Annotated in this window: 13 protein-coding genes; 1 reads left to right on the forward strand and 12 read right to left on the reverse strand. The window is 71.6% G+C overall.

All coding sequences use genetic code 11. From position 1 onward, the window contains the following. Window positions 1-206: 206 nt before the first annotated feature. From rny to HKD39_RS10325, 6 genes are all read right to left on the reverse strand, one after another. Window positions 207-2,174, reverse strand: a complete 1,968-nt coding sequence (gene rny, locus HKD39_RS10300) for a ribonuclease Y (RefSeq protein WP_171199788.1) — start codon at window positions 2,172-2,174, stop codon at window positions 207-209. 629 nt (window positions 2,175-2,803) lie between these two features. Next, a complete protein-coding gene (locus HKD39_RS20490; RefSeq protein ID WP_171199789.1) occupies window positions 2,804-3,541 on the reverse strand; it encodes a RecX family transcriptional regulator in 738 nt (245 codons plus the stop codon). A 2-nt stretch (window positions 3,542-3,543) separates the two neighbouring features. Next, window positions 3,544-4,584, reverse strand: a complete 1,041-nt coding sequence (recA, locus tag HKD39_RS10310) for a recombinase RecA (RefSeq protein ID WP_171199790.1) — start codon at window positions 4,582-4,584, stop codon at window positions 3,544-3,546. Between the two features lie 514 nt (window positions 4,585-5,098). Beyond that, window positions 5,099-5,308, reverse strand: coding sequence for a DUF3046 domain-containing protein (locus tag HKD39_RS10315; RefSeq protein ID WP_171199791.1), 210 nt, complete (start codon window positions 5,306-5,308; stop codon window positions 5,099-5,101). A 403-nt stretch (window positions 5,309-5,711) separates the two neighbouring features. Beyond that, a complete protein-coding gene (locus tag HKD39_RS10320; protein ID WP_171199792.1) occupies window positions 5,712-7,892 on the reverse strand; it encodes an Hsp70 family protein in 2,181 nt (726 codons plus the stop codon). A gap of 136 nt (window positions 7,893-8,028) precedes the next feature. After that, a complete protein-coding gene (locus HKD39_RS10325) occupies window positions 8,029-8,850 on the reverse strand; it encodes a PspA/IM30 family protein (RefSeq protein ID WP_171199793.1) in 822 nt (273 codons plus the stop codon). A 446-nt stretch (window positions 8,851-9,296) separates the two neighbouring features. On the opposite strand from HKD39_RS10325, the gene HKD39_RS20495 reads away from it, so the two are divergent. Further along, the gene (locus HKD39_RS20495) at window positions 9,297-11,360 is read left to right on the forward strand and encodes a vWA domain-containing protein (protein ID WP_171199794.1); all 2,064 of its coding nucleotides are present in this window, start codon (window positions 9,297-9,299) and stop codon (window positions 11,358-11,360) included. A gap of 51 nt (window positions 11,361-11,411) precedes the next feature. Here the strand turns inward: HKD39_RS20495 and HKD39_RS10335 are convergent, their stop codons facing one another. From HKD39_RS10335 to HKD39_RS10360, 6 genes are all read right to left on the reverse strand, one after another. Next, the gene (locus tag HKD39_RS10335; protein ID WP_171199795.1) at window positions 11,412-12,698 is read right to left on the reverse strand and encodes a GNAT family N-acetyltransferase; all 1,287 of its coding nucleotides are present in this window, start codon (window positions 12,696-12,698) and stop codon (window positions 11,412-11,414) included. Between the two features lie 62 nt (window positions 12,699-12,760). Continuing rightward, window positions 12,761-13,414: a CE1759 family FMN reductase gene (locus HKD39_RS10340; RefSeq protein ID WP_171199796.1), complete on the reverse strand. Its 654-nt coding sequence runs from the start codon at window positions 13,412-13,414 to the stop codon at window positions 12,761-12,763. Then, window positions 13,411-14,631: an LLM class flavin-dependent oxidoreductase gene (locus HKD39_RS10345; protein WP_171199797.1), complete on the reverse strand. Its 1,221-nt coding sequence runs from the start codon at window positions 14,629-14,631 to the stop codon at window positions 13,411-13,413. Before HKD39_RS10345 ends, HKD39_RS10340 begins: the two co-directional genes overlap by 4 nt. Window positions 14,632-14,696: 65 nt before the next feature. Beyond that, window positions 14,697-15,827, reverse strand: a complete 1,131-nt coding sequence (locus tag HKD39_RS10350) for a LysR family transcriptional regulator (RefSeq protein ID WP_171199798.1) — start codon at window positions 15,825-15,827, stop codon at window positions 14,697-14,699. 143 nt (window positions 15,828-15,970) lie between these two features. Continuing rightward, window positions 15,971-17,614: a hypothetical protein gene (locus tag HKD39_RS10355; protein WP_171199799.1), complete on the reverse strand. Its 1,644-nt coding sequence runs from the start codon at window positions 17,612-17,614 to the stop codon at window positions 15,971-15,973. A 180-nt stretch (window positions 17,615-17,794) separates the two neighbouring features. Next, window positions 17,795-19,162: a hypothetical protein gene (locus HKD39_RS10360; protein WP_171199800.1), complete on the reverse strand. Its 1,368-nt coding sequence runs from the start codon at window positions 19,160-19,162 to the stop codon at window positions 17,795-17,797. Between the last annotated feature and the right edge of the window lie 315 nt (window positions 19,163-19,477).

A 19,477-nucleotide genomic window follows, 5' to 3' on the forward strand; every position in this document is an offset into this window, starting at 1 on the left:
CGGGTTGATGCGAAAGCCCGGTCGCCGGGTGAGTCACCAGCCGGACGCTCTGGTGCAAAGGCCCTGTCCTGCCCCGTCTCCCGCGAGCACAACCGTTTCAGCACCGCACCCACCGTCCGGCGCGCTGAAACGGTTGTGCCGTACCGAACCGCGGGTGCTCGTCCGGAGCCGCGCTGCCAGCGGGCGCTCGACCGAGGGCCGGCGGGTCAGCGGGCGATCTCGGAGGTGCGGGACTCCCTGATCACCGTGACGCGCACCTGCCCGGGATAGGTGAGCTCTTCCTCGATCTGCTTGGCGACTTCCCTGGCCAGCACGTGCGCCTCAAGGTCGTCCACCACCTCGGGCTTCACCATCACCCGGACCTCGCGCCCGGCCTGCATGGCGAACACCTTGTCGACGCCCTTCTTCGCGGCCGCAATCGCTTCGATGCGTTCCAGCCGCTGCACGTACGCCTCCAGCGACTCCCGGCGGGCGCCGGGCCGGCCGCCGGAGCAGGCGTCGGCGGCCTGGGTAAGGACAGCCTCGATGGTGCCGGGCGGCACCTCGTCGTGATGCGCCTCGATGCAGTGCGCCACTTCTTCGGACTCGCCGTAGCGGCGGGCGAGTTCGGCGCCGAGCAGCGCGTGGCTGCCCTGCTGCTCGTGGGTGAGGGCCTTGCCGATGTCGTGCAGGAAGGCGCCGCGGGCCGCGACCGTCGGGTCGAGCCCCAGCTCGGCGGCCATCGCCCTGGCGATGTGCGAGGTCTCGATGAGGTGACCGAGCACGTTCTGCCCGTAACTGGTGCGGTACTTGAGCTGCCCGACGAGCTTGACCAGCTCGGGGTGCAGATCGTTGATGTGCACCTGCAGCAGCGCGTCCTCGGCAGCACGGGCGCAGCGCTCGGTCACCTCGTCGGTGGCCCGGACGTAGGCCTCCTCGATGCGCTGCGGGTGAATGCGTCCGTCGTCGATCAGCTCCTCGAGGGTGACCCGCCCGATCTCCCTGCGCACCGGGTCGAAGCAGCTCAGCAGCACCGCTTCCGGGTGGTCGTCGATGATCACGTTGACGCCGGTGACGGTTTCGAAGGTGCGGATGTTGCGGCCCTCGCGGCCGATGATGCGGCCCTTGAGTTCGTCGGCGGGCAGCTGCACGACGGACACGACGGTCTGTGCGGTCTGGTCGGATGCCACCCGCTGGATGGCATCGGCGACGATCGCGCGGGCCCTGGTGGTGGCGGTGCGTTCGGCGTCGGCCTCGGCCCGCCGGACCAGCAGCGCGGCATCGCGGCGCACCGCATCCTGTTGCTGCTCCAACAGTTCGGCGCGCGCCTGCTCGGGGGTGAGGCCGCCGATCCGGACCAGCTCGGCTTCCAGACTGCTGGTCAACTCGGCGGTCGCGCGTTCCCGGTCGGCGAGCTGCTCGCTGAGCGCACCGAGTTCTTCGGCCTGTAGCCGGAGCGCGTCCTGCTTGCCGGCGACGCCGGCGCGGTCGGTCGCCAGCTGGGCCTGGTCGCGGCGCAGCTCTTCCCGCTCGGCCGAGTGCCTGCGCTGTTCCTGGGCGAGCTGGTCGAGCGAACTCTGCAGTCGGTCCTGCTGGCCGACCAATTCTGCCCTGCCGGACTGCACGGCCTCGTTGGCCCTGGTGACGGCGTTCGCCGTGGCCTCTGCTGCCCGCTGCTGGGCTTGCTCGGCTGCGGCGGTGGCCGCGGCGGCGCGCTCGCGGACTCGTTCGGCGTCGGCGGTCAGCTCTGCCACCCGCTGCTCGGCGCTGCGGGCGGCCGCCGCGCTGCGGTCCCGTTCCGAACGCAACTGCGCCAGCTCCGACAGCAGCTGTTGCTGTCGCTCCCGCTCCGCCGGATCGGTTGGCGCCGTTTCGGGAGCCCGGGTCGCCGGGTGCTTGGTGGAGTCGGCACCGGCGTCGTCGGAGATGGCGTGCCTGGCCCCGTCGGCGGGCGGCGTCGAGCGGGTGCCAGCGGTTCCGCCGGCGAACGATGCCGGGCGCTTCGCGGTGTCGACCGGTGCGCTGCCGCGCTGCCGTTGCTCGGACAGTGCCTGGTCGATGACGGCACGTAGTTGCGCCGGGTCCAGCGCCGCAGATTGTTGGCTCCGGTTGCGCAGCTGCCAGATCAGCGCCACCACGACGGCGAGGGCGATGAGCAGGACGACGGAAAGCACAATCACGGGAGTGGACGACATGACACGGCTCCCTTCTGGTCGGTCGCCGGCCCCGGCCGGCGACTGCTGTCAGAAGTAACACCGCTCCGTACGCCAAGGGGAGGTTTCGGCCGGCGCCCTGATCGGCTCGCGGGCTGGGCCCGTCGAGCCGGGTGGACGGCACGGCATCCACCGTTCCAGCGATGGCTCGCGCCGGCGCCGACGTTGGGCGACCAAGCCGGCCGCCGTGGATCGCTGCCGCTGAACGCAGCAGCCATCAGGGTGCAGCGCTGCGGCACCGACAATCGTCGATCCGCCGGCCGAACCGACCGAGTTGCCCAGCAAACCGGAAACGACCCCACGGGGCCGGCTCTGCCGGAACTCACCACCCGTCTCCGGACGGTCTCGATCGCGTCGTGCTCAGGTAGTGCTTGAGACTGCTATAGCGGGCGTGACCAGCGATGATGGTGTTCGCCATCGATGCCGGCATGGACACCGGCAGCGGATGGATCCGCAACGCCGGTCACGCTCAAGTGGTGTTACTCCTGTGATTGCGACAGTACGTGTCGGCCGAGAAACCGGTCAAGGACGGCCACGGCCGCGCGGCCAAGCAACGGAGCCCGCACCGGGGGCACCGGGACGCCGCGACTGCGCTCCCGCCTGTAGCGGTGTCACGTCTGTCGGTGGCTCTCGATGGCCTCGTTGACCACCCGCACGGCCAGCTCGGGTGGATAGCCGCGCCGGGCGAGCTGGCCGAGCAACCGGCGGCGGGCCGCGACCGGCCCGGCGGCCATGGCGGCGTCGATGCGTTTGCCGACGAGTTCGGCCGCGCGCTCCCGCTCGGCGCCGTCGTCGAGCTCGTTGACGGCGTAGGCGAAGTCGCCGTCTGCCACTCCCTGGCGGCGCAGCTCGGCCCGCAGCCCGCGGCGACCGAGACCGCGGTCGCGGTGTTTGGCGCGAACATAGGCCTCGGCGTAGGCGCGGTCGTCGATCAGACCGAGCAGCTCGAAGCGGTCGAGCACGGCCGTCGACACCTGCTCGCTGACCTCGCGCTGCGCCAGCTTGCGGGCCAGCGTGGCACGCGGCCGGGGTGCCATCGCCAGCTGCCGCACCACGATGTCTTTCGCCCGGCGCCCCTCGTCGGTTTCCAGTACCGGATCCGGCGGCGGCACCCGGCCGCCGCCGGCAGCTCCGGTTGGCACGCCGCGCGCTGCCGAACTGCCGGACACCGATCTGCCCGAGCTACCCGACACGCCGTGCGGGGCCTCGGGTTCCGCCTCAGTGCCGGTGCCCAGGGCTGGCTCCGATCCGGCTCCCGGTGTCGAGTTGGCGGCGCCGGGTGCGGCCTGGACGGCGGCGATCCGCTCGGCGAGCTCGCGGATCGCCGCCTCCCTATCGGCGGGTGGCACGATCAGAAGTCGACGGGAGCGGGCACCGGCTCTTCTTCGGCGTCCAGCCGGGCGCCGACACCGAGCTTCTCTTTGATGCGCTTGTCGAGCTCGATGCAGATGTCCGGGTTGTCGCGCAGGAAGCTGCGGACGTTCTCCTTGCCCTGACCCAGCTGCTCACCCTCGTAGGTGTACCAAGCTCCGGACTTGCGGATCAGCCCCTGCTCGACACCGACGTCGATCAGCGACCCCTCGCGGGAGATGCCCTGGCCGTAGACGATGTCGAACTCGGCCTGCTTGAACGGCGGGGCGGTCTTGTTCTTGACCACCTTGACCCTGGTGCGGTTGCCGATCACGTCGGTGCCGTCTTTCAGCGCTTCGATGCGGCGAATGTCCAGCCGCACCGAGGCGTAGAACTTCAGCGCCTTGCCACCGGTGGTGGTCTCCGGCGAGCCGAACATCACGCCGATCTTCTCGCGGAGCTGGTTGATGAAGATCATCGTGGTGCCGGTGTTGGACAGCGCCGAGGTGATCTTGCGCAGCGCCTGGGACATCAGCCTGGCCTGCAGACCGACGTGGGAGTCGCCCATCTCGCCCTCGATCTCGGCGCGGGGCACCAGCGCCGCCACCGAGTCGACCACCACCAGGTCGATGGCGCCCGAGCGGATCAGCATGTCGGCGATCTCGAGAGCCTGCTCACCGGTATCCGGCTGGGAGACCAGCAACGCGTCGGTGTCGACACCGAGCGCCTTGGCGTACTCGGGGTCGAGCGCGTGCTCGGCGTCGATGAACGCGGCGATGCCGCCGGCCGCCTGCACGCTGGCAACCGCGTGCAGGGTGACCGTGGTCTTGCCGGAGGATTCCGGCCCGTAGATCTCGATGACCCGGCCGCGGGGCAGCCCGCCGATGCCGAGCGCAACGTCGAGCGCGATCGAACCGGTGGGGATGACCTCGATGGGTGCGCGACCCTCGTCGCCCAGCCGCATCACCGATCCCTTACCGAACTGCTTCTCGATCTGCGCCAGCGCGATGCCGAGTGCCTTTTCGCGGTCGGGTGCCGTCATGACCCACCCATGCCTTTCGTCTCACCCAGCGGTCGTCCCGCCGGAGCTTGGTCTGTTGAAGCCTGGTCTGGTGAAGCTTGGTCTGTTGAGGTGTTGGTGTTCGAGTGCTGTTGATGTTGTGCTGCCGACGCTAGATCCAGGCACCGACAGTGGCGATCAACCTGCCAGGCATGTGGATGAATTTCCGGGGTGTGGATAACCCGGCCCACGCTGTCGGACCCATCGGCTAGCGAACCGCTGGAAGCCGATAACCATTGCCGGACAACACTTCCGGTGCGTTCGGTGCGTTCACCGCCTGCGCTGCTGGCCTGCCGTGAGCTCACCGCCCGGTCCGATTCACCGAACGGATCGCTGCCGGGATCACCGAACGAAACCACCGACCGGAACCACCGAACACGGGCACCAGCTTAGCCGTACAGATGTTCGATCGACGGAGGTGCGGCGGCGTGTCTTGATCCGAGCCCGGCCGGCACCGTCGATCACGGAGACCGATGCGGCGGGGAGAGTTGTCCGGTCAGTCCGGCAGTCCGAACCGCAGCGCGGCGGGCACCTCGAACTCGCGGCACACCTGGGCCCAGATCTCGCGCGGATTGATGCCGGCCTCGATGGCCTGATCGGCGGTCAACCCGCCCAGCTCGCCGAACACGTGGTCCTTGGCCACCGATGGCGCCCGCCGGGGACCGAAGTACTCGTCCATCAGGGCCCTGAACTCGCTCAACCGCACCCGTCGAGCCTACGCGGCGCTCCTACTGCTCCCACCCAGCCGGCGGGCAGCCGGCACGCTGGTTGCGACTGCGGGCTGCGGACTGCGGTTGAGAGCGGCCGGCGCTAGGGCCGTGGCGGCACCCCTGAGACCTGGGACTGAGACCTGGGACACTGTGCGGGTGGACAGTCTCGGCTTCGACTCGCCGCTGGTGCAGATCTTGACCGCACTTGCCCTTGTCGCGTTGCTGGTGCTGCTGATCCGCCAGTACCGCGGGAAGTAAGGCCCCAAGCACGGATCCGTCACGCCGCAGCGCACTGGAACGGCCACCGAAACAGCCATCGTGCTGGAGCGATGATCGTGCCGGAACGACCGGGGCCCGGCCGCGCCGACTGCTCGACCGCGCCGACTGCTACCGCTACTGCTATCGCGTCGGCTGCCCCGCGGGCGCCGACTGCCCCGCGCCCGGCGAATCCCCCGCCGGTGGTGACTGCCCCACTGGCTGTGACTGCCCCGCCGGTTGCTGACCGCCGGGTTGCGGCTGGCCCGGCACCTGCGGCGGCAGCAGCACGATCGCCACCGCCGCGGCCAGCAGCACGGCCAGCGCGACGACCACCGCGATCCAGCGAGAGCGCTTGGCCGGGCCGGCCTGTCGATCCGGCTGGTCGGAGTCGTCGGCGGCTGCAGCCTTGTCACCGGCCGACTGGCCGAACAGCTGCGCGAGCTGAGCGCGCGCCTGCTCCAGCGGCTCGGGTTCGGCTGCGTCCGCTGCCCCGACGACGCCGCGGCCAGGCCTGACCCGGCCAAGTTCGGGCGCTCCGGACGCCCGGCCCCCTGGTGCCCGCTGCCCGGGTGCCGGCTGCCACGGTGCCGGCTGCGCCTGACGCCCGCCCGCTGTCATCGGCCGCGCGGGCAGCGTTCCTCCCGGCAAAGAAGCAGACACAGCAGAACGCGAGGCGCCCGACGGCACCGCCGGTGGGGCGCCCGCCGACAACGGGGCAGCAGCACTCGAACGCGCGGCACTGTCGCCCGGCGACGGGGACGGTGAGGGTCGCGGCGATTCCCACGGCAGTGCTCGCTGCTGGCCCGGGGGCGTCGGCACGGGCTCGATCGGCGGCAACGCCGCCCCTGCGTCGGGCGCGTTCACTGCGCCCAACCGCTGCGCGTCACCCGACCGTTCACCCGCACCCAACCGCTGACCCTCACCCGCCCCGGCCGGCGGAACCGCACCCAACCGCTCACCCGCCCCCGACCGCTCACCCGCCCCGGCCGGCGGAACCGCACCCAACAGCTCACCCGCACCCGACCGCTGACCTGCACGCACCGGCGGAACCGCACCCGGCAGCCGACCCGGACCAGCCGGCGGCGCCGCGCCCAACGGCTCGTCCCCGCCCGTCCGCTGCACCGAGCGGAAGTTCGGAACCGAATCGATCAGCCCACCCCCACCTCCGCCGACCGAACTCGCCCCGCCGGCGCCGGGAACGGAAGCGATCGGAGCGGCCTCAGGGGCGAACGGACTCGGCGCACCACCGGCGCCGTCGTGGCCGACCACCGCGCCGCCGGCCTGCACCGTCACCGCCTGCACCATCGCCGCGCCGTAGGCCACCGCGAGCTCGGGGTCCTCCTGGGTGACCGGCACCAGCGCGGTGCGGTCGGCGATCATCTTCGCCACCAGCGGAATGCGGCTGGACCCGCCCACCAGGTAGATCGCGCTGACCTCGGCACCGGACTCGGTGACGGTCCGGCGCAGGCTCGCCACCGTGCGGTTGAGCGCGGCGCGAATCAGGTTCTCCAGCTCGCCGCGGGTCAGCAGCAGATCGGAAAACGGTTCAGGCAAAGGGATCTCGGTCTGCGCGGCACGCGACAGCGTTTCTTTGCCGGCCCGCACGTCCTCCCGCAGACTGCGGGACGCCCGGCGGTCGGCGGCGGTCTGCGGCACGGCCATGGCCTGCCAGTAGCCGGGGTCGCGGGCGGCGATGTCGCGGCCGATCCGCTCCCAGATCAACTGGTCGAAATCAACACCGCCGACATCGGACAGGCCCCCCTCGGCGAGCACGGTGAGCCCGGAACCGGTGCTCTGCACAACGGCGGCGTCGAAGGTACCGCCGCCGAGGTCGTACACCGCCACCGCGTCGCCCTCGGGCAGCTCGTGGCCGGGAAGTGCCCGGAAGTTGGTGGCGGCGGCGATCGGCTCGGGGATCAGCACCAGCTCGTCCGGATCGGTCCACCCGGCGTCGGCCGCGGCCGCGCGCAGCACCCCGCGGCGGCGGCGCCCCCACTGCGCCGGGTGGGTGAGGTGCAGCCGGGCCGGCGGCCGCCCGTCCAGCATGGCCGCGGCGGCGGTCCGCACCCGCGCCAGCACCGCGGTGATCGCCTGCTGGACGGCGACGACGTCCGCGCCGAGTAGCAGCTCGACGTCGTCGATGCGGCGCTTGGGGTTCGGTTCGAACCGCTCGGGTGCCAGCCGGGCCAGCCGCTCGGCCTCCCGGCCGGTGGCCAGCGAACCGTCGTCGGCGAAGTAGACGGCCGACGGCATCATCCGCTGGCCGTCGAAGGCCACCACCCGCAACTCGGTGCCACCCAGCGCGGTGGGGGTCGCCAGCACCGCAGCGGTGTTGGAGGTGCCGAAGTCGACGCCGAGAACGGTGCCGGTGACCGGCTGTTCGGCGTCCGCAGCAGCGGAAATGGTTGGGGTCCTGATCGATCAGCTCACGCCACGCCCGACCGCGTCGCCGTCCCGATCAGCCCTGCTGGTTCGGCTGCGCGGCGGGCTTGGTGACGTTCGGGGTGGCGGCGCCGGCGGTGCCCTGGTCGATGGACCGTGGCTGCTGCGCCGACAACTCGGGGTGCAACTGCGAGCGCAGCTGCTCGAGCCGGGAGGCACCGGCCATGTCCAGCGTCGACTTCTGCACCTCCATCATGCGGCCCTCGACCGAGTTCTCGGCCAGCTCGGAGGCACCGAGCGCATTGGCGTAGCGGCGTTCGATCTTGTCCCGCACCTCGTCGAGCGACGGGGTGTTGCCCGGGGCCGTCATGCCCTGCATCTGCTGCATGGACGCCGAGATCTGCTCCTGCATCTTGGCCTGGTCCAGCTGCGACATCAGCCTGGTGCGCTCGGCCAGCTTGGTCTGCAGGTTGGTGGCGTTCTGCTCGACCGCCTTCTTGGCCTGCTCCGCGGCCTGCAGGGCCTGATCGTGCATGCCCTTGAGGTCTTCCATCTGCTGCTCGGCGGCGACCAGCTGGGTGGCGAAGGTGGTGGCGGTCTGCTCGTACTGGGTGGCCTTGTCGGTCTCGCCCTTGGCGCGGGCCTCGTCGGCCAGCACCAGCGCCTGCCGGGCCGAGGCCTGCAGCCGCTCGACGTCGCCCATCTGGCGGGTCAGCTTCATCTCCAGCTGGCGCTGGTTGCCGATGACGTTGGCGGCCTGCTGGCTGAGCGCGGCGTGCTGCCGTTGGGCGTCCTCGATCGCCTGCTGGATCTGCACCTTCGGATCGGCATACTCGTCGACCTTGGACGAGAACAGCGCCATCAGGTACTTCCAGGCTTTGACAAACGGGTTGGCCATGTCTTTTCAAGTCCTCTCGGCAGCCCCGAACTCCGGCGAGCTCAGGAGACAGCATTCACCACCCGCTGACGGGTGTCCGCTGCAATACGGTTCCATGGTGTCAGGTAGCAGGCCCAGCTTCCACCCCGGGCCAGCGGTTTCGGGGAAACTTCGGGGAACTGGTCCGGGCTCACCCTGGCCGGTCGGGCCCGCCGGGGCCGTCCGGGCCGGGGGCCGTCCCGTTCGATCGGCTGGTCCCGCCCCGGTGCCGTCCCCGCTGCACGCTGCGTTCCGGCACTCCCGGCTCCCGCCCCGGCCTGCCGGACGCCGGTCACCACCGCTGCCCGTTGACCCGCGCCGGTCCCGCTGCGGCCGGGTTCGCGCTGCCGGGCTGCGCCGCCGGAGACCACCCTGACCTGCGCCCGATCGATACAGTGTCGTGTTGGGCCGGCTGGTTGGGCCGTCAGGTGGGGCCCGCAGATGGGGCGCTCGGGTTGGACCGTCCCGATACCAGCCAGCAACAGCACGCCGAAGAGAAGTCCGAGAGGGAACGCATGGGCCGGCACGCCGCCTCCGAAAGCCGCCGCGGGATCGCTGCGTGGCCGTTGGTCGTGGTCGGCGTTGTGCTGATTCTGGCCGCAGCGACCGTGGTGTACGTGCTGGCGGTCCGCGGCAGCGACAAGGCCGACGCCGCGCCCTGCTCAGGGTCGGCGCAACTCGGCGTGCTGGCCGGGCCGGGCAGCGCCCCGGCCGCCGGTGCGCTGGTGAAGGCCTACAACGCGACCAACCCCAATGCCAGATCCACCTGCATCACCGGCGCGGTGGTCGACGTTCCGGCCGGCAGCACCGCGGCCGAGGCGCTGGCCAAGGGCTGGACGACGGCGACCGGCAGCCCGGCGGTGTGGCTGACCGACGATCCGTCGCAGCTGACCGCGGTCGAGCAGCGGACACCCGCGCTGACCGCCGGCCGCGCCAAGGACCCGGTCGCCACCTCGCCGGTGCTGCTGGCCGCGCCGGCCGGTGCCGGCATCGAGAAGGTGGCCTGGAACTCGCTGCTTCCGGCCGGCTCCGGCGCACCGGCGATGACGGTGCCGAACCCTGCGACCAACCGGGCGTCGGCGTACGCGCTGGAGTCGGCGCTGGCGCCCGCATCGGGGACGCTCACCGCCGCCGGGGTGCGGGCGGCGCAACCGAAGCTTGCGGGCCTGCGGTCGGCCGCTGCCGCCGCCCCGGCCGACACCGCGGCCGCGCTGGCCAGCCTCACCGCCGGCGGTGCACAGCCGGCGCCCGTCCCGGTGACGGAGGCCGATCTGGCCACCTACAACACCGCGCACTCGCAGAGCCCGTTGACCGCCGTCTATCCGACCGGCCGCACCGCCGGCGACGCGATGTACGTGGTCCCCCTGGGCGGCGAGTGGGTCGATTCCACCCAGTCGGCCGCGGCGTCCGGGTTCGCCTCGTTCATCGAATCCGCGGCCGGCAAGAAGGCGCTCGCCGCCGCGCATTGGCGGGTGCCGGGCGGCCCGGCGACCACCGGCGTCGGCATCACCCCGTCCACCGAAGTGCAGGCGCTGCCGCCGGCCGCGCCGGATGTGGTCACCGCGCTGGCAGCGGCGATCGGGTACCCGGCGGACGGCGGTTCACCGTCGGCGACCGCAGGGTCGTCGGCGGCGCCCGGCACCGGCGCAGCCAAGGCGCCCACTGCCGCCGCGACAACCGCGGCCACCAGCCCGGCCACCCCCAGCAGCACGCCCCCGCCGAGTGCGGCACCCACCAGCACGGCAGCCGACACCACGGCACCCGGCACCACGGCACCCGACACCGCGGCGTCCGGCACCGGCGGGGGCGCGACGGTCACCCCCCTGCCCCCGCAGACCGTCCCGGCCAAGCCCGCGCCGGCAAAACCGGCACCCGCAAAACCGTCACCGGCACCACCGGCCCCGGCCGAGCCCGCGACGATTCTGCTGCTCGACACCTCGAGCGCCTGGGACGTCACCGTTGACGGGCGGTCCCGCATGCAATGGCTGCAGGAGGCGGTGTCCGGCGCACTCAGCTCTGCCGGCAACCGGTCGGTCGGGCTGTGGACCACCAGCAGCCGGGACGACGCCGGCTACGCCGAGGTGGTTCCGGCCGGGCCGATGAACGATGCCGTCAACGGAACTCAGCGCTCCACCGCGATCGGCACCGCGGTGGCCGAGCTGACCGCGGGCGGCGGGAACCGGACCTACGCCGCCGTGCCGGCGGCACTGCGCTGGTTGTCCGAGCATCCGGTGGACGGGCGGCCGCAGCGGGTGATCCTGGTGACGGCGAACACCGACAACACCCCGGACACCTCACGGGCCCAGGTGATAGCTGCGGTGCAGGAAGCCATTGCCGGACAACAGATCCGGCTCGACATTGTCGGCGTCGGCGAGAACGCACCCGACCAGGCGCTCACCGACCTTGCACAGGCCGGCGGCGGCAGCTACACCGACGTGCAGCAGACCCCGAACCTCGGTGGCGCGCTCACCGAGCTGGTCAACGCCACCTGACCGGGCCGGCCGACGCCGCGAGCGTTGGCCGGCCCGGCGGTGCGGCCTGGCTCAGAATTCGTCAGGGCACCACGGCGCGATCGGTGAGCCGAAGGCGGTGGCGGCAGCGGCAGCGGCACCCGCGGTGTGTTCGGCCACCCGACCGGCCCGGTGCAGGTCGAACAGCGACACCCCGCCGAGGTACGCGGTGCCGAGTTCCAGCACTGACAGCGACAGATCCGGTGCCGCCTTCGTCCTTGCGACGGTCGCATCGTCCGGCCCGCCGCGCAGCCGGTAGCGGCCGGAGTTGCCGGGCAGTTGCCGGTCGGCGACCTCAAGCACCAGGTCGATCTCGGTGGCATATCGCCTGGCCCGCAACGCCTCAGCCACGTCCACCAGCCGCACATAGATGTTGTCGGTGACCTCGGTGTGCACCGCTCTGGCGTCGGTCACCAGCAGCCGCAGCAGCTCATCGGTCGGGGCATTGCGGCGCACGAACTTCCGGGCAAGGTCGAGGTCGAGCAGGTAGCGCCACAGCCCGGCGTAGGCGGCGGCGTCCTGCCCGGCGAGCAGCCCGACGTGCACCTCGCCGTCCGGGCCGGACGAGCCGAAGCCTTCCTTGAAGCGGTAGGTGGCGTAGCCGTCGACGTCGCCGGAGGCGTTGTAGTGCAACACATAGCGCTGCTCGCCGGCGCCGCGGCGGGCCCACTCCGCGTCGAACAGCGTGAGCTCCCACCAGGCATCCGGACGATCCAGCTTGCCGGGCCGGTCGGTGACCATGGCGGCCTGCAGCGCGGCGGCGACCGGCTGGAACTGCTCAAGGGGCACCTCGGCGCAGGAGCCGGCCGTCGGCACACCCGGCAGGAATTGCAACGCCCTGGTGCTGCCGGAGAGCCTGGCCCTTGCGGCGGCCGGGCCGTACCCGAAGCGCCCGTAGATCAGTGCCTCGGAGGCCCACAGCGCGGCCAGCGGTTCACCAGCGGCAGCGACGTCCTCCAGTTGCCGCTGCATCATCGCGGTGAGCAGGCCGCGGCGCCGGTAGGCCGGTTGCACGGTGACGTTGGTGACGGCGGCGACGGGCACCTGTAGGCCGCCGGGGACGGTGATCTTGCGGGCGTACGACCCGGCGCTGGACACCCAGGAGCTGCCGACTTTGAAACCGATAAAACGTTTGGTGTCAACGACTTTCCGGTCGAGCTCGTCTCGTTCGGGGCGGTACTGCTCCTGGAATCCCCTCGCCACCGCCCGCTGGTACGCGGGAAAACCGGCCATGGTCAGCCGGGTCAGCTTCGGCTCGGTCAGGTGCGGCGCCGGGACCGCCGCCGGCTTGCTTCGGCTGGTGCGCTTCTTGTTCGCCATGACGTCCATTGCACCCGATCGGCCGCCGCTGCCGCCACTCGGTTACCCGTTACCCGCACCGCTCAGCGGCGTACCCGGTCCAGCAGCGACGAAAACTCCACAGGATCGGCGAAGCCCTCGTCGCTGCCCCAATCCCGGTCCGCGGCGGCCAGCTGGCCGGCCGGACCACGATCGGCGGGTGCCTTGGCCCCCAGCAGCTGCGCGAAATCCGTTGCTGCCCTGGCGATCCGACTGCTCAGTCCGCCTTCCGCGGCGGTGTCGCCCCAGTCGGCGGTGGCGGCGAACACGCCTGTGGGTGCCGGCAGGGCGCCCAGGTAGCCGAACAGCGGGCGCAGCGCGTACTCCAGCACCAGGCTGTGCCTGGCCGAGCCGCCGGTGGCACCCAGCAGCACCGGCTTGCCGCGCAGCGACCGCGGCTCCAGCGCGTCGATGAACATCTTGAACAGCCCGGCGTACGACGAGGCGAACACCGGCGTCACCACGATCACCCCGTCGGCGTCGACCACGGTGTCGATGGCCCGCTGCAGCTCGTCCGAGGCGAAGCCGGTCAGCATCCGGTCGGCCAGCGGGTGCGCCAGCTCGCGCAGCTCGATCACCCGCAGCTGCACATCTTCGCCGCCGAGCTGAGTGACCGTCGCATTCGCCAGCCGGTCGGCCAGCATCCTGGTCGACGACGGGGTGCTCAGCCCGGCGGAGATCACCGCGAGAGTGGTCACTTGCTCACCGCTTCCGAGTTCGTTTCCGTGCTGTTGGTGGTGTCGGTGTTGCTGTTGTCGGTGTTGCTGTTGTCGGTGCTGCTATTGCTGGTGCTGCTGGTCTCGGTGCCGTTGCCGCCGTTGGCCTTTGCGGCTTCCTCAGCCTTCTTGGCGGCCAGCATGGACGCGAAGGTGGGCGGGTTGTCCGGCACGTCCGCAGGGCGCAGCGCGGCAAACTCCTTGCGCAGCACCGGGACCACTTCCTCGCCCAAGATGTCCAGCTGCTCCAGCACCGTCTTCAGCGGCAGCCCGGCATGGTCCACCAGGAACAGCTGGCGCTGGTAGTCGCCGGCGTAGTCGCGGAACGACAGCGTGCGTTCGATCACCTCTTGCGGACTGCCGACGGTGAGCGGGGTCTGGGCCGCGAAGTCTTCCAGCGACGGACCGCCGCCGTAGACCGGGGCGTGGTCGAAGTACGGGCGGAACTCGCGGACGGCGTCCTGAGAGTTCTTGCGCATGAACACTTGTCCGCCGAGGCCGACGATGGCCTGGTCGGCGCGGCCGTGGCCGTAGTGCTCAAAACGCTTGCGGTACAACTCGATCATCCTGCGGGTGTGGCTGGTCGGCCAGAAGATGTTGTTGTGGAAGAAGCCGTCGCCGTAGTAGGCGGCCTGCTCGGCGATCTCCGGGCTGCGGATGCTGCCGTGCCAGACGAACGGCGGGATCCCGTCGAGCGGACGCGGCGCCAAGGTGAACGACTGCAGCGGGCTGCGGAACTTGCCCTGCCAGGTCACGTCTTCCTCGCGCCACAGCCGGCGCAGCAGGTCGTAGTTCTCGATGCTCAGCGGGATGCCGTCGCGGATGTCCTGGCCGAACCACGGGTACACCGGGCCGGTATTGCCGCGGCCCAGCATCAGGTCGACGCGGCCGTCGGCGATGTGCTGCAGCACGGAGAAGTCCTCGGCGAGCTTCACCGGGTCGTTGGTGGTGATCAGCGTTGTCGAGGTGGACAGGATCAGCTTCTCGGTCTTGGCCGCCAGATAGCCGAGCGTCGTTGTCGGTGAGGACGGCACGAACGGCGGGTTGTGGTGCTCACCGGTGGCGAACACGTCAAGGCCCACCTCCTCGGCCTTCTCGGCGATGGCGAGCATCGCCTTGATCCGCTCGTGCTCGCTGGGGGTGCGGCCGTTGGTCGGGTCGGTGGTGACATCGCCGACGGAGAAAATCCCGAACTGCATTGCTGCCTCCTGAGAGTTCCGGACCCGCCAACCGTTTTTGTTGACGCGTCAAGTAACCCGTCTAACTAGAGTAGGTCGCCATTCATTCCCGAGCTCCCCCGGCCGGCCGGCTCGCGCTGTTGTTGCAGGTCAGCGAGCCTGGCCCGGTCTTGCGGCGGCAGCCACACGGCATCAGGGTCGGCCGGCACCGCCTCCTCGCCGGTGACCCGCTCGACCAGCGCGTGCACCGTCGCGGCCGGCACGCACGGGTTCCAGGTGGCCCACCACCAGAACACCGGCGTCGGGTCGATCACCGGCCGGCGCCGGAGCGTGGCCGTCTCCGATTCGGGCAACGGCATGCCGGCGCCGATCAGCGTGGCGGCGCCGCCGGGGCGGGCCGTCGAGCGCAGCCAGTGCGCGAAGCCGAGCCCGGCGTCGGCGTCGTCGAACTGCCAACCGAGCTCGGCCGACGCCGCGGCCAGCCAACTCGCCCAGTCGACCGGCGCGGCGGTGAGCGGGAACCGCAGTCGGTGCTCGGCCACGTCGGCCGCCGTCACCGGGCCCGGCGCATCCAGCGGATGTCCGGCCGGGACCAGCAGCTGCACCTGTTCGGCCAGCACCGGAACCCCTTGCGCCGCATCCGATTCCGGCGGCGCGGGACGGCCGAAAGCAACGTCGGCGACACCGTCGAGCACCGACGCCAGTGCCGTCAGCCGCGGTGGCCGGAACACCACCCTGGTGGCAAAGCTGACCTCGTCGCCGGCCCTGCGGGCCCGCGGCAGCAGCGCGGCATGTTCGTCCATCAGGTCGATCACCAGAGCCCTGCGGGTGTTGTCGGTGCCGCCGATCCGGTCGATGCCGTCGAGCACCTGCCTGGCCAGCGGGATCAGGTCGCGCCCCGCTGTGGTCAGCTGCACCGGCCCGTCCAGCAGGCCACCGTCGTCGTCGTCGGCGGGGTCGGCGGCATCGGCAGTGCTCGCGGCACCCGCGGTGCCGGCGGGGTCGGTGGTGCCGGCCGGGGCGGCGACAACGCCATTGCCGGACGCACGTGCCCCAGGGCCCGATGCCGGGATCACCACCCGGGAGCACAGCCCGGCCTGCAACTGGACCAGTTGCCGCCGCACCGTCTCCGGGCTGACGCCGAGCTCTTGCGCCGCCCGCGAGATGTCAAGGCTCTCGGCAACGGCGACGAACGCGCGCAGCAGCGCGGTGTCCATGTCCATACCTCAGAGTGGCACAACAGCGCCGGTTCGGCCCGGGCTCGTCCGGCGGTGCGGCCACCGGCACCAGCGCTGTGCGCTGAGATCCGGCGAGAGTTGCCCTGGCACAGCCACTTTCGTCGCTCGGCACAGCCGGCCGGTCACCACTGCTGGCCAGTGGGCTCCGTGGTTGTCGGTTCGGTGTTCGGGCCGGACCCGGGCGGGCCTGAGGGACGGCGCAGCCGCCACGTCGCCAGTGCGGCGGCACCGAGCACCGCCAGGCCGATCAGCACCCACAGCCAGACCTCGTCGGGTCCGTCGGTGGCCAGCTGCACGCCGGCCAGCAACTGGGTGCCACCGGTGGCGATCATCGGCAGCAACACCCCGAGGCCGACGACCAGCTCGTCGCCGGCCGGCCGCACCGGCCGGTCGTCCGGGATTCCGTAGTCGTCGCCGTAGCTGTGCCCGCGGCCGAACACCTCGGTCATGCCGCCGGCGACGCAGCCGACAGCGCCGGCCGCCACCACCGCAGCGGCCAGGATCAGCGACAACACCATTGCATCGCTGCTGTCGAGCGAGCGCACGTTCATCGTGATCATCAGCAACAACACGGCGAAGACCAGGGTCAACACCACCGCAGCCCCCGCGGCGATGCGCTGCACCGCAAGCGTGATCCCCACCGCGATGCCCACCACCAGCGCGGCGATCAGCTGCCCGCGGTACTGCTCGGTGAGGGCGCCGAGGCCGGAGGACACCGCGTGCAGCACCACCATCACAAGGACGGCCGGCAGCACCCCGCGCGCCAACACCGGACCACCGATCCAGACCAGCACCGGGCCAAGCACCAGCAACACCAACCCGCAGATGATCATCCCCGCGCTGACGCGGTCAAGACCGCCGGACGACGCGACCATCAGTGCCCAGAACACCGGTAGATACGACAGCACGGTTCCGGCGAGGCCCACCACCAGCAGACTGCGGCGCACCGGAACCCCAGCAGCCGCCTCCGCTTCGTGCTGGGGGGCCTCGCGTTGGGCTGCCTTGTGTTCGGCACCGGCACGACCGGCGCCGACGAACACCAACAGCAGCAGGGCCGCCAGCACCACGCTCATCACCATGGCAGCGGTGGACCCGGGATCGGGGGTGTCGGTGACGCCGGTGGCGTCGATCGGCTCCGGGTCGATCGGGATGCCGGCCTCCGCGCCCGGCAGGATCGAGGGCAGCAGACCCTCGGGAAGCAACTGGATCAACACGGCGGCCGCCGCGATGGCCGCGGCGAGGCGGGCGGCACCGGCCACCAGCAGGTTGCGGGCCACTCCGAGCACGCCGATGAACAGGAACGCCGGTGCCAGCTGAGCGGCCGTCCCGATCAGGACGTATGCCTGTCCCGACCCTGAGTGTCGGGTCGCGCCGGTCAGCCCAAGTATCGCGAACGGTACCGCCAGCGCCGCGCCGATCACCGCCGGCAGCCACCCGATGCCGGGCCACCTGCCCCACAGCAGCACCGCCGCCGCCGCGCCCAGCACCAGGATCGCCACGTACACCCAGGAGGGCCACCACTCGATGCCGCCCGCCAACACCAGCAGGGTGATGGACTGCCCGCGCACCACCAGCATCACCAGCAACGCGGCGACCGCCACCAGCAGCGACCCGAGCGGCAGCAGCGGCGTCGCCGATTTGGCCGCCCCCACCGGCGCGGTGCCGTACCCGCTCGGGCCCGCCGCGCCGGTGCCACCGGTCGAATCCGGCGCGAACGACGGCGGGACTGCGGCGGGACGATCGCTGTGTGCTGGTTCCGGTTGCATGCCGACTCCCCTGTGCGACTGACTCCCCGTGCCGCCGGTGCCCGGCGGTCTCACCGTAAGATGTGCGATGACCCGGATCGCGCGGACACACTGCCCGATCCGATGACGGTTAACGTTGCCCGGTCCGACGACGGTAGGCCGATCAGCGTTCCAGCGCGCGGTGGACCCGGCCGCTGATCGTCACATGGTCAGTCCGAGCACGAGCTTGCCGGCGCCGCCGGCCACCAGCGGCAGCAGCACGCCGACTCCGACCACCAGCGCGTCGGCGAGCGACTCCGGCCGCAGCCGGCCGGCACCGCTGCTGGGCGCGCCCCACCCCACCGGCCGGTGGCTTTCCGACGCTCCGACCAACCGGCGAAAGGCGCTCCCGGTGATGGCACCGCCAGCTGCGACGGCGATCAGCATCCCGCCGGCCAGCAACGTGGCACGAAAATCCGGGGTGGATTCCAACGATTCATCCAGCGTCAACAGAGCCACCAGCACCGCAGCAAACAGCACAACAAGAACCGCCCCGATCACCCCCGCGAATCGCTGGGTCGCCGCCACCATCCCGGCCACGGCGCCCAGCACAACAGCGGCGAACATCAACGCCGGCGGGCGCGAGTCGGACTGCAGGATCGGCGCAACCGATCCCACCAGCGCCAATCCGAGCGCCGCCGGCAGCACCGCCTTTGTGATGGCCGGGCCGGCGACCGTCACCAGCGCCAACCCGACCAGCAGCAGCACCAGCCCACTGCCGAGCAACGCAACCCGAACCGACTGTTCGAGGGTGTTCCGCACCGATTCCGAGTCGGACCACGGAAACGGCCGCAGGCCGATCAGACCGAGCCACATCGGCGGCACCACCGTTGCCGCTGTTCCGGCGATCCCAATGGCAAGCAGCCGCCCGGACACCCGCCGCTCGGCCCCGCGGACCGTCCCCAGGCGCTGCTCGCTGCGCATCCCGACGCCGGCGGCCAGCGCCAGCACCACCGCGGCCAGCAACAGCACCCCAGCGGCCATCCGCGCGTTCGAGCCGCCACCGGCGTAGGCCGGGTCGCTCAGTGGGGCGACGACGCCGACGGTGCTGGCCACACCGGACCTGAGCGCGGCGGCGGCACCCAGTTGTTGATCAAGCAGGCCGGCCGGGACCAGCTGGACAACAGCGCCCCCGGCGAACACCGCCGCCGCGGCCCGCCGCCACCCCGACAGCCAGAGCATCCGTCCGGTGGCCAGCACGCCGATGCTCAGCACCGCACCCGCCGGCGCGGCGGCCAGGCCGATCACCAGCTGCCCGGCATCGCCGCGCAGCGCCGCGCCGGAGGCGAACACCGCGGCGCACGGCGTCACCAGCACCGCGCCCGCGCCGGTCAACATCCAGCCTGCGCCGGCCGGACGCCGACCCCATAACGCCAGCGCTGCAACAGCTCCGGTCGTCGCCAGCACCGGTACCAGCCACGCCGACCGGTCGGGTGATCCGACCATCAGCCCGACGCTCAGCCGGCAACCGCGCAGCATCGCCACCAGCAGCAGACCGGCCAGCGCGCAGCCGAGCGCACCGATGGGCACCGGCTGCCGGAACCGCGCGTCGTCGGTGGGCGCGTGGCCCGGCCGGCTCTGCGGCGCCGGCGTCGGTGCAGTCGCCGCAGTCGCGCGCGGTTGCGGTGCCGGTGCTGGCTCTGCTGGCGCTGCAGGTGCTGCAGGTGCTGCAGGTACGGCTGGCGGCAGCGGCGTTTGGTGCATGGGACCCCCTCGGTGTCGCGGGGTCCGACGACCGGTGCCAACCTGCGGTTCCGCGCCGCAATGGGGAGTTCACCCCAACAACGGCTCGGGCCGCCGGCTCAGCTGCTCAACCACTCAGCTGCTCAACCACTCAGCTGCTCA

Origin of the sequence: Nakamurella aerolata (genome assembly GCF_013002705.1) — a bacterium.
GTDB classification, from domain to species: Bacteria; Actinomycetota; Actinomycetes; order Mycobacteriales; family Nakamurellaceae; genus Nakamurella; species Nakamurella aerolata.

Bases quoted from the DNA above. Each gene is read 5' to 3' on its own strand.
- rny (WP_171199788.1), bottom strand. From the start codon at position 2,174: ATGTCGTCCACTCCCGTGATTGTGCTTTCCGTCGTCCTGCTCATCGCC.
- HKD39_RS10325 (WP_171199793.1), bottom strand. From the start codon at position 8,850: ATGGCCAACCCGTTTGTCAAAGCCTGGAAGTACCTGATGGCGCTGTTC.
- HKD39_RS10355 (WP_171199799.1), bottom strand. From the start codon at position 17,614: ATGCAACCGGAACCAGCACACAGCGATCGTCCCGCCGCAGTCCCGCCG.
- HKD39_RS10350 (WP_171199798.1), bottom strand. From the start codon at position 15,827: ATGGACACCGCGCTGCTGCGCGCGTTCGTCGCCGTTGCCGAGAGCCTT.
- HKD39_RS10345 (WP_171199797.1), bottom strand. From the start codon at position 14,631: ATGCAGTTCGGGATTTTCTCCGTCGGCGATGTCACCACCGACCCGACC.
- recA (WP_171199790.1), bottom strand. From the start codon at position 4,584: ATGACGGCACCCGACCGCGAAAAGGCACTCGGCATCGCGCTGGCGCAG.
- HKD39_RS10335 (WP_171199795.1), bottom strand. From the start codon at position 12,698: ATGGCGAACAAGAAGCGCACCAGCCGAAGCAAGCCGGCGGCGGTCCCG.